This window comes from Pseudomonas sp. P8_241 (genome assembly GCF_034008315.1).
In the GTDB taxonomy this organism is placed as follows: Bacteria; Pseudomonadota; Gammaproteobacteria; order Pseudomonadales; family Pseudomonadaceae; genus Aquipseudomonas.
In genome coordinates this window covers 747,323-761,133 of sequence record NZ_CP125377.1, presented here as the reverse complement: position 1 = coordinate 761,133, position 13,811 = coordinate 747,323, and the positions used below count along the sequence as shown (strand labels likewise).

Genomic DNA, 13,811 nt, shown 5'->3' with positions numbered 1-13,811 from the left:
TTATTATGGAGAATCACATGAACGCACAACCTCTGCGCGTCGGTATCGGCGGTCCGGTCGGTTCCGGCAAAACCGCCCTGACCCTGGCCCTGTGCCTGGCCCTGCGCGAACGCTACAACCTGGCCGTCGTGACTAATGACATCTACACCCGCGAAGACGCGGATTTTCTGGTGCGCAACGAGGCCCTGGCGCCCGAGCGCATCATCGGCGTGGAAACCGGTGGCTGCCCGCACACGGCCATCCGCGAAGACGCCTCGATCAACCTCGAAGCCGTGGATCAATTGAACCGTCGCTTTCCGGGCCTCGATCTGATTCTGGTGGAGTCCGGTGGCGACAACCTTTCGGCGACTTTCAGCCCGGAACTGTCTGACCTGACCATTTACGTGATCGATGTGTCGGCCGGCGACAAGCTGCCGCGCAAAGGCGGTCCGGGGATCTGCAAATCCGATTTGCTGGTGATCAACAAGATCGACCTCGCACCGTTGGTAGGTGCTTCGCTGTCGATGATGGACAGCGACACAAAACGCATGCGCAACGGCAAGCCCTTTGTGTTCAGCAACCAGAAAACCGGCCAGGGGCTTGAAGAAATCATCGCCTTCATCGAACGCCAAGGCTTGCTGACCGCCGCCTGATCGCCACTTATCAACAAGGAAGCTTTTCCATGACACTCAATCGCATTCTCGGCGCACTGACCCTTCTGCTGACCCCCACCATTGCCTTCGCCCACCCAGGGCACGGCGACAACGGTCTGATCGCGGGCATCAGCCATCCGATTGGCGGGCTCGATCACTTTCTCGCGATGCTCGCCATTGGCCTGTGGGCGGCGCAGCAACAAGGGACTGCGCGCTGGGCACTGCCATGCACCTTCGTCGGCTCGATGTTGGTGGGAGGGATGCTCGGGTTTGACGGGTTGAACCTGCCGGCGCTGGAAAGCGGGATTGCGGCGTCCGTGTTGGCACTCGGTTTGGCGGTTGCGCTGGCGGTGCGCCCGCCATTGGTGATGGCGGTTATGGCGACAGCGTTGTTTGCGCTGTTCCACGGCGTGGCTCATGGACTGGAACTGCCGGACATGTCGAGCCCCTGGACTTATGCCGCTGGTTTTGTCGCGGCCACAGCAGCGTTGCACGCGGCGGGTTATGCCGTGGTGCGGGTGTTGCCGCAAGCAGCTGCGCCACTGATCCGACTGGCCGGCGGGGCTTCGGCGGCGACCGGCGCGTGGTTGCTGGCGGGCTAACGAGCCTCCCCGTAGGAGCTGGCGCAGGCTGCGATCTTTGATCTTGCATTCAAAATCAACATCAAAAGATCGCAGCCTGCGCCAGCTCCTACGAGGATCCATCGAGTCGGCCTCTCTGCTAACATGTCGCGCAATCAACCCTGCCGTGACGACGCCAGCCAATGCCGCCTGTTTCCCGCACCGCCTCCCAGCCTGAATTGACCGCCCTGTTCGCCTCGGTGCAACAGCACTTCCTGGACGTCATAGTGCCACTCTGGCAAGGCCCGGGCTGGAACGCCGATGTGGCGCTGCCCTATGAGGCGCTCGACGCCGAGCACCAACCGCTTGCACCGCAACGTTACCGGGCCATGGCCTGTGCGCGGCAGTTGTATCTGTTTGCCAGCCTGATTGGCCAGGTGTCGGGCGCCGAAGAGCGTGCCGCCGCGTTGTTCCGCTCCCTGCAGCGGCACTTTCACGATGCCGAGCACGGCGGCTGGTTCTACAGCATCGACCCGCAGGGTGCGCCGCTGGATCAGCGCAAAGACCTCTACACCCACGCGTTCATCCTGTTCGCCTGTGCCCATTACTGGGCCAAGGTCCGCGAACCATTGGTGGAGTCGGTACTCAATGCTTCACTGGAAGTGATCGCGCAACGTTTTGCCACAGGCGACGGCCTGTACGAAGCCACGCTTGACCGCGACTGGTCATCGCTCGACAGTGGCCCCCTGCAAAACCCGCTGATGCACTTGGCCGAAGCCTTTCTCGCTACCTTGTCTGTACGCGAAGATCATGCCGTACAGCAGGCGCTTGTCGAGTTATGCACCGCGATGCAAGCACGCTTCATCGACTCGCAGCATGGCGTGTTGATGGAGAAACCACTGGGCTCTGTGGATAACTGGTTCGAGCCTGGACACCAGTTCGAGTGGTACTTCTTGCTGGAGTCGTCCAACCTGCTGCGTGGCTCGAAACTGCATGACTCCCTGGAGCGTGCGTTCGCTTTCACCGAGCAATTGGGTGTCGATCAGCAGACCGGTGCCGTGCGGGCCATGCTTGACCTTGGGCCGGGCGGTGGCACTCGGGATGGCACACAGCGCATCTGGGCTCAAGCCGAATACTTGCGCGCATTGACCTTGCGCCCAAACAGCGAGGCCGCTGTGCTGCATCAATTGCAGGCGCTACAGCAGCGCTCCCTGCATGCTGGTGGCTGGTACGAATGCCGTGACGATGGCGGTGAAGTCAGCCGACGCGACATGCCGTCGACCACGCCTTATCACTTGGCGACCTGTTATCGCGGATTGGCCGAATACCTCGCCTGATTGGTGTGACGAGGAGGAATCCAATCACTCGATCCATTTGCGGTCTCCGGTAAAGCTGATCGTCAGCCATCGTGCGGCGTCTGGTTCGCCGAGGTTTGTGGAAATTTCCTCGCGCAAACTGTCCAGTTGCCCCACACCGTCGAGCCAATAATCCTTTGGCAATACGATGTGAATCTCGATAAAGCACGCTCGGCCGTGCTTCTGCACGTAGGAAATGTAATCCTCGAATCCATGCTCGACCTTGGCCACCTCCATCACCTGACGCACCTTGTCGTCCAGTTGATCCGGGACAATCCCCAACACATCGCGCAGGGCGGGGCCGAGGATTTTGTAAGCCGGGGGGAGCATGCCCAAGGCCAGCAGAATCAGGATCATCGGGTCGACATATACCGCCCACTTGTCGTAACCCTGCGTCTTGAGCAGCAGTGCTATGAGAAAGCTCACCAGCAGTCCCGCCGACAGCATCGCGTCCACCAGCCAACTGATGTTGTCGAACTGGATCAGCGATGAGTTGAGCGTGCGATTGCGATGACGGACGTAGAAGAAGTAAATCAATTCAACGACGGTGAACACTGCCGCGTAGAGAATCACCAGTCCGAGCTCGACCTCGCGACCTCCATTGATGATGCCGAACACACCGTTGAGAAACGCATAGACGGCCACCAGGAATATGAAACAGCCTTCGATCACCAGCACCATGGGTTCCAGGTGCCAGGAACCGAACTGGAAGCGCTGATTGCTTTCCTTGGCGATCAGCCGGGCGGTCAGCAGCATCAACACCTTGATGAAGGCCGCGATTAACGAAAAGAAACCATCGAACAGGATCGATTGGGAACCTGAAACAAAACCGGTAATGATTCCGGCGAATGTCACCAGGAGCATCAGAAATGTCGATTGTTTGAGCAGTAGCTGCTCTTCTCGATTGCGCACTTGGTCTCCTCGAACACCTCTAGACCGCAGGATGCGGCGAGATTGATGGGTGAGGAGTCTAGCTGAAGTCCAGCGTGTCTGATCCGCCCCTTTCGCGAGCAGGTCCGCTCCCACACGGGTTCTCTGGTGTTAACAGATCCCCTGCTCGCAAAAGGTCGTTACTGGATATTAAGACTTGCGCTCGATGGCAAACCCGGCCCAGGTCTGGCTGACCGGCATCAGTTCCAGGCTATTGATATTGATGTGCGCCGGAGCGTTGAGCACCCAGAAGATCGTGTCAGCAATGTCCTGCGGCTGAATCGGCTCGGCACCGGCGTAGGTTGCGTTGTAGCGCTCCTGGTCACCAGCAAAGCGCACCAGGGAGAACTCGCTTTCGCACAGGCCCGGTTCGATGTTACTGACACGTACGCCCGTGCCTTGCAGGTCGCAGCGCAGGTTCAGTGAGAACTGTTTGACGAACGCCTTGGTCGCGCCATACACGTGGCTGCCCGGGTACGGATAGTTACCGGCGATGGAACCCAGGTTGACAATACCGGCGCCACGACCGTGGGCGATCAGGCGCGGCAACAGCAGGCGAGTGCTGTACATCAAGCCTTTGACGTTGGTATCGACCATGGTGTCCCAATCGTCCAGATCACATTTCGGTGCCGGGTCAACACCCAACGCCAGGCCTGCGTTGTTGATAAGCCCGCGCAGCTTGGCGAAGGTTGGCGGCAACTTCGCGATCGCCTCCTCCATGGCTTTGCGATCACGCACATCGAGCACCAGGCCATGGACCTCGGTCTGCTTCGACAGCTCGGCGCACAGTGCATTCAGGCGCTCTTCACGACGGCCCGTCAGCACCAGTTTCCAGCCGGCCTCGGCAAAACGACGGGCACAGGCTTCACCGAAACCGGAAGTCGCGCCGGTAATAAACAGGGTGTCGGACATCGTGTTCTCCTTGCATCGGCTGATCGCCAGCCATTGAAATAGAAAGTCAGCAGGCAGCATGCCCGGCCTTTTCCACAGCGGCAACCACCGCGCCAACTGTATAAAAAACAATCAATTCTCGCCATGCCTTACCGGTCGTGGCCTGCAGCCATGTGCACGCACGTTATCCACAGGCCGGTCCACAGTCTTTGGGGGCAAATGGAAAAGCTGCAAGCCGCTGTCCACAAGGCTTTGCGCAGGAATTGAAAACTTTTTTGCTTGACCTCAAAACACTCGCTGTGTAACCAACGATTAATTTTTCGACTTGCCGGTCAACTCAGCGATGGCGCCAAGCCAGTAACTACGGCCTTCAGCGGGGTCTTTCCAGAGTTTAACCACAGACTTATCCACAGGCTTGCCAGCGGTCTGGCAGTGCATTTTCAGTGCTAACAAAAAGGTTGACAAAGCAGTCTCCCGGCTACGCAAAAATACCTGATCAAAAAACAACCACACCCTTGAAAGCCTTGTATTCAAAGGCTTTCAGCCTGCTACCCCCATGTTATTCACAGTCGGTTCCACAGCAAACGGGGACAAGTCAAAACTGTGACAAAACAACTATTTGCAGCGGCTTTATGTCGCGGTTTGGGAGCTTTGGAATATTGTTTTCCACAATGTCCATCGGGCATACCACCCCCCCCTCCAGGAGCGAGCCTGCTCGCGATGGATGTCAACGATAACGCGAACATCCTGGATAAACGCGTTGTCCTGGAGATCTTCGCGAGCAGGCTCGCTCCTACTGGGTTCAGTGGTGTTGGGGAGGTATAAAAAAGCCCCGGCGATTGCGCGCCAGGGCTTGTGCATAACGATTGAAACTCAATGCCCGCCGAGATAAGCGTTACGCACATCCTCGTTGACCAGCAGCTCCTTGCCGGTGCCAGTCATGCGGATTTCGCCGTTGACCATCACGTACGCCCGGTCCGACAACCGCAGTGCATGGTTGGCGTTTTGCTCCACCAGGAAGATGGTCATACCGGTCTTGGCGAGTTCGCGCAGGGTGGCGAAGATCTGCTTCACCACGATCGGTGCCAGGCCAAGGCTCGGCTCATCGAGCAGCAACAACTTGGGCCGGCTCATCAAGGCTCGGGCGATGGCGAGCATTTGCTGCTCGCCGCCGGACATGGTCATCGCACGCTGAGTGCGCCGCTCCTCGAGGCGAGGGAACAGTTCAAACATGCGCTGCATGTCTTCCTTCGCGTACTTATCCCCAATCGGGATGGTGCCCATCAGCAGGTTTTCCTCGACGGTCATGTCGGGGAACACTCGCCGTCCTTCTGGCGACTGCGCGATGCCGTTGGAGGCAATGTAGTGGGACGACTTGTGGGTAATGTCCACGCCCTGATAGAGAATCTGCCCGTCCGCTGCCCTCGGCTGCCCGAAGATCGACATCAGCAGGGTCGACTTGCCGGCGCCGTTGGAGCCGATGAGGCTGACGGTTTCCCCTTCATTAATGTGCAGCGAGACTTTCTTGAGGGCCTGGATCGGCCCGTAAAACACGTCCAGTTCCTTGAGTTCGAGGATGGCACCGTTAGTCATACGAGCTCCTCTTCATCGGCGCCAAGGTAAGCGGCAATCACTTTCGGGTCGTTGCGAATCGCGTCAGGGCCACCCTCGGCAATGACGACCCCATGGTCCAGCACCACAATGTGGTCGGAAATACTCATCACCATACCCATGTCGTGTTCGATCAGCACCACGGTCAGATCGTGCTCGTCACGCAGCAGCCGGATCATTGCGCTCAGCGCTTCGGTTTCCTGAGGGTTGAGGCCAGCAGCCGGTTCGTCCAGGCAGATGATCTGCGGACGTGTGCACATGGCGCGGGCGATCTCCAGACGGCGTTGCTGGCCGTAGGACAATTCGCCGGCCAGACGATTGGCGCAGTCCACAAGGTCCACCACTTCCAGCCAGTAGAACGCGTGATCCAGCGCATCGCTTTCGGCCTTGCGATAGCCCTTGGTGTTGAGGATGCCGGCGAGCATGCTGCGGTTGACCCACATGTGCTGCGCAACCAGCAGGTTTTCCAGCACCGACATTTCCTTGAACAGGCGAATGTTCTGGAAGGTACGGGCCAGGCCTGCTCGGTTGACCAGGTGGGTGCCACCGAACATCTTGTAGTACAGGCGACTGGCGAAGGATTTCGGCGAGACGAAATCGGTCGGTTTGAACGACTCGCCCAGCAGTTGGATGACGTTGGTCCGCTCGCCCCGCACATTGAGTTCGATCTTGCCGCCGGAGGCCTTGTAGAACCCGGTCAGGCAGTTGAATACCGTGGTCTTGCCGGCACCGTTGGGGCCGATCAGGGCGAAGATCGAATTGCGTTCGACCTTCAGGCTGACATCGTTCAACGCCTTGATGCCGCCGAAGTGCATCATCAGCTTCTCTACCGAGAGTACGACTTCGCTCATGGCGCTACTCCTTTACGCGGTGTCACACCGGTACGGCTGATCCGAATCAGGCCGCGCGGTCGCCAGATCATCATCAACACCATCAGGATGCCGAACAACAGCACGCGGTATTCGGCGAAGCCGCGCAGCAGTTCAGGGGCGACGGTCAGCACGAAGGCAGCGATCACCACGCCGATGGTCGACCCCATACCGCCCAGCACCACGATGGCGAGGATCAGGGCCGATTCGAAGAAGGTAAACGAGGTCGGGTTGACGAAGCCTTGGTAAGTGGCAAAGAACACCCCTGCAAGGCCGGCGGTCGAGGCACCGATGGTGAATGCCGAAAGCTTGACCAGCACGTGGTTCAGACCCATCGAACGACAGGCGATTTCGTCTTCACGCAGGGCTTCCCAGGCGCGACCGACCGGCATCTTGACCAGACGATGCTTGATGTACAGCACGGCCAGTACCACCAGGAACAACACGGCATAGATGAAGTAGTACTTCACGTCCGGGTTGTAGGCGATGCCGAAGAACTCGTGAAACGGCACGCCGCCATCCTTCGCCCGCTTTCCGAACTCCAGACCGAAGAACGTTGGCAGTGGCGCCGGCATGCCGTTCGGGCCGCCGGTCAGCGACAACCAGTTGTTGAGGATCAGACGGATGATTTCACCAAAGCCCAGGGTCACGATCGCCAGATAGTCACCGTGCAGACGCAACACCGGGAAACCGAGGATGCAGCCGGCGAGGCCAGCGGTAATCGCTGCCAGTGGCAGCACTGTCCAGAAGCCCAGTCCGAGGTACTGATAACCGAGCGCCAGACCGTAGGCACCAATCGCGTAGAACGCCACATAACCCAGGTCGAGCAGGCCGGCCAATCCGACCACGATGTTCAGCCCCAGGCCCAGCAGAACGTAGATCAACCCGAGAATGACCACGCCCAGCAAGTAGGAGTTGGAGAAAAACGGGAACACCACGGCAATCACAATGATCAGTGGGATGACCCAGCGCAGCCGGGTCTTGTAGTCAGGCGGCAGCACATGAACGCCAGAGCCGGTAGATTCAAAACCTTCGAGGATTTTCAGCCCTTTGGAGGTTTGCAGGAACAGACTCAAGGCAAAACGCCCGGCCATGACGATGGCAACGATCCACGCCACCCGCGTGGTTTCCAGGTTGAAGCCGTAGCCATCGAGCACGACGCCGACAATCGGCCCGAACACGATCAGGGCAATGAGACCGGCAAGAATCGCGTCAACCAGGCTTTTTTTGACATCAATGGTTTTTTTAGTGGTTGAGGACATCGCTTACACCTTCGACACAAGAGGACGGCCGAGCAGGCCTTGGGGCCGAAAGACCAGAACGAGGACCAGCAGCGAGAAGCTGAAAACGTCTTTGTAGTCCGAGTTGACCAGACCTGAGAACAGCGACTCGGAAATCCCGAGGATGATCCCGCCGAGCATCGCGCCGGGCAGTGAGCCAATCCCGCCGAGCACCGCGGCGGTGAACGCCTTGATCCCGATGATGAAACCGGCATAGAAGTCGAATGTGCCGTAGTTCATGGTGATCAGCACGCCGGCCAGGGCCGCCATCGCTGCACCGATGATGAACACGTAGGAAATCACCCGATCGGTGTTGATTCCCAGGATCGAAGCCATCTTGCGGTCTTGCTGGGTTGCACGGCACATGCGGCCGAGCTTGGTGTACTTGATGATGTAGGTCAGCGCGGCCATGCCGACAAACGCGGCGACCAGAATGAAGACCTTGGTGTAGGTCAACTGCACAAAACCTGTACCGACCTCGACACGCCAGGCCCCCGTCAGCAAGGTTGGGACACCTTGTTGCTTCGCGCCCTGGGCGATCTGTGCATAGTTCTGCAGGATCAGCGAAATACCGATGGCGCTGATCAGCGGTGCCAGTCGGGTGGAGTTACGCAGGGGTTTGTAGGCGACACGCTCGATGACCCAGCCATACACCGCCGTGACGACGATGGTGAAGATCAGGGTGCCAAGCATCAACAGCGGGAAAGATTCGATACCGAAGTAAGCCAGCAGAGCCAGACTGATTGCCGCGAGGTAAGCGGAAATCATGTAAACCTCGCCGTGGGCGAAGTTGATCATGCCGATGATGCCATAGACCATTGTGTAGCCGATGGCGATCAGGCCATAGACCGACCCGAGGGTCAGGCCGTTGACCAGTTGCTGCAGGAAAATACCATCCATAACGCAATCTCACGCAATGAGACCCTGCACACCTGTGGGTGTGCGGTTCTTCTAAGGAAAATACAGATATACGTCGGAGCAATGTCAGACACGATCAGGCAGCCCTCACCGGCCCCTGTAGGAGCTGGCTTGCCAGCGATAGCGATTGAACAGTCGACAAAAATGTCGCCTGCAAGTCCGCCTTCGCCAGCAAGCCGGCTCCTACAAAGGTTCATCGGGGAGCTCTGATCGGGTCAGCCCTTACTTCTGTTTTTCCAGTTGGTGGTATTTGCCATCCTTGTCCCACTGGTAAACCACGTAGTCGGAGATTTTCAGGTCGCCCTTGCTGTCCCAGGTCTTCTCGCCCATGACGGTCTTGACCGGGTTTTTCTTCAGCCATGCAGCCGCTTCTTCGCCCTTGTTGGACTTGGCGCCGTTGAAGGCTGCGGCCAGGGTCTGGACCGAAGCGTAGGCGTACAGGGTGTAGCCTTCAGGCTCGGTACCGGCCTTGCGGAAAGCGTCTACCACGGTCTTGCTGTCTGGCAGCATGCGTGGGTCGGCGCCGAAGGTCATCAGCACGCCGTCAACGAATTGCGGACCGCCAGCGGTGGTCACCAGTTCATCGGTCACGATACCGTCGTCGGACATGAACTTGACGTCTTTCAGGCCTTGTTCACGCAGTTGACGCACCAGAGGACCGGCTTCCGGGTGCAGGCCACCGAAGTAGACGACGTCAGCGCCGGCACCGCGGATCTTGGTCACGATGGTGCTGAAGTCTTTTTCGCCACGGGTCAGGCCTTCATACAGCACCGGGGTTACGCCGCGCTTGACCAGTTGAGCCTTGGTGGCATCCGCCAGGCCCTGGCCGTAGGTGTCCTTGTCGTGCAGCACGACCACTTTCTTGCCCTTGAGCACGTCGACGATATAGTCGCCGGCCACGATGCCTTGCTGGTCGTCACGCCCGCACATCCGGAACATGGCGCTCAGGCCACGCTCGGTCACAGCTGGGTTGGTGGAGCCTGGAGTGATGGCGATGATGCCTGCTTCGTCGTAGATCTCGGAGGCCGGGATGGTCGACGAGGAGCAGAAGTGACCGACCACGCCGGCGACTTTCTGGTTGGTCAGGTCTTTGGCGACCGTTACAGCCTGTTTCGGTTCGCAGGCGTCATCGCCTTTGACCAGTACGATTTTTTCCCCGTTGACCCCGCCTGCCGCGTTGACCGCATCGGCCGCCGCTTGTGCACCCTTCATGTACTGTTCGCCAAATGCCGCGTTGGCGCCTGTCATTGGTCCCGCTACGCCGATCTTGATGTCAGCCTGAGCAAACGCAGAAACACCCAGCGCAGTTGCCACTGCGAGGGCCAGAAAACCTTTCTTGTAAAACGTCTGGGACATGAGGTGGTGCTCCATGGTTTTTTTAATTGGCACTGCGACTTCTCTGAATGCTCAGAGCAAGGGCCGTGCCATCGGTTTTTTATTCTGAAAAAAGTCGCTGCTTTCTTGTTATTTCGACTGTTTCGATCCCATTTTCATTGGGCGTGCAACCGTCTAAACCGCGGAAGGTAAAACCATTATTTTTTTGAGGCGCAACCCGACTGCGCCATCATTGCAACCGCGGCTTTAAACGACGTGCAACCAGCCTGTAACAACGTGCGTCACCGAAGTGCACACTGCTGGTGCGAGACTGCTACAACCCGCACCACTACAGGCTAGCTGCAGATCGAAAAAGCGCCGCTTCCCACTGTAAAAATCAGCCTTCAGATCACTATCCGCAGGCACTGGCCTGCGTGATACAGCGAGAATCCCGCCTCATACAGACAGCTGCGCAACCCTACTCCGGCCAATGGCTGCATGGGCGCGAAAGGAATCGGTAGCGCTTGAGGATTTGCGTTACACAGGTAATCGGCAAAAGCTTTGCCGACCACCGTTCCCGTGGTCACGCCCCGGCCGTTGTAACCGGTGACTGCCACTAAACCGGGCGCGGGTTCAAACAGACGCATCAAATGATCGGGGGTAAAGGCGATACAACCGGTCCAGGTGCATTCCCATTCAACCGGTTTCAGATAGGGGAAATAGTGTTGCTGAACCCGATCGGCCCAGGCTTTTAGAAACCACACAGGCTTCTGATTGCCATTTCCGAGGCTGCCGAGCAACAGACGTCCGTCCTCGTCTCGACGGATACTGCTCAGAACCTGCCGGGTGTCCCAGGAACCCTGACCGCCGGGGAGAATCTGCTGCGCAGCGTCTTCAGTCAGCGGCACCGACGCCACTTGGTAGTAATAACCGGGGAAAAAATTGCGCCGCAGTTCCGTCCAGTCGCCTTCAGTGTAGGCATTGGAGGCAATCACCACTTTTTCGGCCATGACCGAGCCTTGGTCGGTTTGCACAGACCAGCGCTGGCCCTGACGTTCGAGTCGGGTAACCGGGGAATGATCGAATAATTGACCACCCAGGCCGATGGCCGCTTTGGCCAGCCCCGTGGTGTAGGCCATCGGGTTGAGCGTGCCGGCACGGCGATCGAGCAGCGCGGCGGCGATCTTTTTCGTGCCGGTGGCTTGCTCGCAGGCCTGGCCGGTGAGCAACTCTACCGGCGCACCGCGGCGTTTCCATTGTTCTTCACGACTGCGCAAGTCGGCTTCGCCACGGGCGTTATGCGCCATGTGCAGCGTGCCTTCGCGACGCAACTGGCAATCGATGTTGTACTTGTCCACAAGGCTGAACACCAGCGATGGCGCCGCGCCCAGCATGCGGTTGAGCTGGCTGCCCACCGCCTCGCCGAATCCGGCCTCGATCTCGTCCGGGGGAATCCACATCCCGGCGTTGACCAGTCCGACATTGCGTCCCGATCCGCCATGACCGGCGCGATGGGCTTCCAGCACACACACAGTCTTGCCCTGCTCCAGCAAATGCACTGCCGCCGACAGACCGGTGAACCCGGCGCCGATGACACAGACATCGGCGGTCACTTCACCTTTGAGCGCCGCGTTGTCAGGCCTTTGCGGCGTCAATTTTTCCCACAGACACTCTTCGCGTAACGGCATTGCCAGACTCCAACAGAATCCTAACTCACCTCGTGGTCGCCGCCAAAAGATCGCAGCCTGCGGCAGCTCCTACAAAATCGCAGCCAGTCACAGTCCCGTAGGAGCTGCCGCAGGCTGCGATCTTTCCAGCTTCACAATCAATACTTAATCGAACGTAATGCCCTGCGCCAACGGCAACTCCAGCGAGTAGTTCACGGTATTGGTCTGTCGACGCATGTAGCCGCGCCATGCATCAGAACCCGACTCTCGGCCACCACCGGTCTCTTTCTCACCACCAAATGCGCCACCGATTTCGGCACCGCTCGGGCCGATGTTGACGTTTGCGATCCCGCAATCGCTGCCCACCGCCGACATGAATTGCTCGGCTTCACGCACGTCGGTGGTGAAGATGCAGGAGGACAAGCCTTGAGGCACGGCGTTGTTCAAACGCAGGGCTTCCTGGAAATCGCTGTAACCGACCACGTACAAAATTGGTGCGAAGGTTTCGTGGCAGACCACTTCGCTCTGCTCCGGCATTTCGACGATGGCCGGCGATACGTAATAGGCGTTCGGGAATTTGTCTTCCAGCTGGCGCTTGCCACCGAACACTCGGCCGCCTTCGCTCAAGGCCTGTTCCAGAGCATCCTGCATGTTGTCGAAACTTTGCTTGTCGATCAGCGGGCCGATCAGGTTGCCTTCCAGCGGATGACCAATGCGCACTTTGGCGTATGCGGCCTTGAGGCGGGTGACGATTTCGTCCTTTACCGACTCATGGGCAATCAAACGGCGCAAGGTGGTGCAGCGTTGACCGGCGGTGCCAACGGCGCTGAACAGAATGGCGCGAACAGCCATGTCCAGATCGGCGCTTGGGCCGAGGATCATGGCGTTGTTGCCGCCCAGTTCGAGAATGCTGCGAGCGAAACGCGCGGCGATTTTCGGCGCCACTTCACGACCCATGCGGGTACTGCCCGTGGCGCTGACCAGCGCGACACGCGGATCGTCGACCAACGCCTCACCGGCATCGCGACCACCGATGATCACCTGACTCAGGTGTGGCGGCGCATCGCTGAAATTCTTCAGCACGCGGTCGAACAGCGCCTGGCAGGCCAGGGCGGTAAGCGGGGTTTTCTCCGACGGCTTCCAGATCACCGGGTTGCCGCAGACCAGCGCCAGCGTGGCGTTCCACGCCCAGACCGCGACCGGGAAATTGAACGCGCTGATCACGCCGACAACGCCCAGCGGATGCCAGGTTTCGCGCATGTGGTGACCAGGACGCTCGGAGGCAATGGTCAAGCCGTACAACTGGCGGGACAGGCCGACGGCGAAGTCGCAGATGTCGATCATTTCCTGAACTTCACCCAAGCCCTCCTGGGTGATTTTGCCGGCTTCCCACGACACCAGCTCGCCAAGGTCAGCCTTGTATTCACGCAGAATGTCCCCCAGTTGCCGGACCAGTTCGCCACGGCGCGGTGCCGGAACCTTGCGCCACAGCTCGAACGCATGATCTGCGCGACTGATGTGCTGCTCGACTTCAGCGGCGCCTTCCCAGTTCACGGCGGCGATCCTGCTGCCATCGATCGGCGAATGCACCGGCACTTTGCCGTTCTGGTACAGGGCCGGGTTCACACCAAGACGATCAAGCAATGCGGCAACCATGGGTCACTCCTCAAGCAAAAAACGGAACAGGTGCAGCCGGAATATCACGGCTGATCAGACCTGTAGTTTTAGCTCCCCGGAGGTTACTCAACAAACGACCTTTAAGAGAGATATCATTCCGTTTATTC

12 protein-coding genes are annotated in these 13,811 nt (G+C 58.8%); 3 read left to right on the top strand and 9 right to left on the bottom strand.

What is annotated here, in order from left to right:
- Positions 1-17 precede the first annotated feature (17 nt).
- From ureG to QMK58_RS03335, 3 genes are all read left to right on the top strand, one after another.
- Entirely contained in the window at positions 18-632 is a 615-nt protein-coding gene (gene ureG / locus QMK58_RS03345) for an urease accessory protein UreG (RefSeq protein WP_053153781.1), read from the top strand.
- A 29-nt stretch (positions 633-661) separates the two neighbouring features.
- Positions 662-1,234 carry a HupE/UreJ family protein gene (locus tag QMK58_RS03340; protein WP_320395862.1) on the top strand — a complete coding sequence of 191 codons (573 nt, stop codon included), beginning with the start codon at positions 662-664 and terminating at the stop codon, positions 1,232-1,234.
- A gap of 161 nt (positions 1,235-1,395) precedes the next feature.
- Complete coding sequence (locus QMK58_RS03335) at positions 1,396-2,529, top strand: AGE family epimerase/isomerase (protein ID WP_320395861.1); 1,134 nt, start codon at positions 1,396-1,398, stop codon at positions 2,527-2,529.
- Positions 2,530-2,553: 24 nt separating this feature from the next.
- Here QMK58_RS03335 and QMK58_RS03330 read toward each other — a convergent pair whose 3' ends face one another.
- From QMK58_RS03330 to QMK58_RS03290, 9 genes are all read right to left on the bottom strand, one after another.
- Positions 2,554-3,459: a cation diffusion facilitator family transporter gene (locus QMK58_RS03330; protein ID WP_053153773.1), complete on the bottom strand. Its 906-nt coding sequence runs from the start codon at positions 3,457-3,459 to the stop codon at positions 2,554-2,556.
- A gap of 168 nt (positions 3,460-3,627) precedes the next feature.
- Complete coding sequence (locus QMK58_RS03325; protein ID WP_053153769.1) at positions 3,628-4,389, bottom strand: SDR family oxidoreductase; 762 nt, start codon at positions 4,387-4,389, stop codon at positions 3,628-3,630.
- A gap of 852 nt (positions 4,390-5,241) precedes the next feature.
- Positions 5,242-5,961, bottom strand: coding sequence for an ABC transporter ATP-binding protein (locus QMK58_RS03320; protein ID WP_053153766.1), 720 nt, complete (start codon positions 5,959-5,961; stop codon positions 5,242-5,244).
- On the bottom strand, positions 5,958-6,830 hold the full coding sequence (locus tag QMK58_RS03315) for an ABC transporter ATP-binding protein (RefSeq protein ID WP_053153763.1): 873 nt from the start codon (positions 6,828-6,830) through the stop codon (positions 5,958-5,960). The genes QMK58_RS03320 and QMK58_RS03315 overlap by 4 nt, the downstream gene beginning before the upstream one ends.
- Entirely contained in the window at positions 6,827-8,110 is a 1,284-nt protein-coding gene (livM, locus tag QMK58_RS03310; RefSeq protein WP_053153760.1) for a high-affinity branched-chain amino acid ABC transporter permease LivM, read from the bottom strand. The genes QMK58_RS03315 and livM overlap by 4 nt, the downstream gene beginning before the upstream one ends.
- Before the next feature lie 3 nt (positions 8,111-8,113).
- Entirely contained in the window at positions 8,114-9,028 is a 915-nt protein-coding gene (locus QMK58_RS03305) for an ABC transporter permease subunit (RefSeq protein ID WP_046819754.1), read from the bottom strand.
- A 240-nt stretch (positions 9,029-9,268) separates the two neighbouring features.
- Positions 9,269-10,402: an ABC transporter substrate-binding protein gene (locus tag QMK58_RS03300; RefSeq protein ID WP_053153757.1), complete on the bottom strand. Its 1,134-nt coding sequence runs from the start codon at positions 10,400-10,402 to the stop codon at positions 9,269-9,271.
- A gap of 362 nt (positions 10,403-10,764) precedes the next feature.
- Positions 10,765-12,048, bottom strand: a complete 1,284-nt coding sequence (locus QMK58_RS03295; RefSeq protein WP_053153754.1) for an NAD(P)/FAD-dependent oxidoreductase — start codon at positions 12,046-12,048, stop codon at positions 10,765-10,767.
- 144 nt (positions 12,049-12,192) lie between these two features.
- The gene (locus tag QMK58_RS03290) at positions 12,193-13,683 is read right to left on the bottom strand and encodes an aldehyde dehydrogenase family protein (protein WP_053153751.1); all 1,491 of its coding nucleotides are present in this window, start codon (positions 13,681-13,683) and stop codon (positions 12,193-12,195) included.
- Between the last annotated feature and the right edge of the window lie 128 nt (positions 13,684-13,811).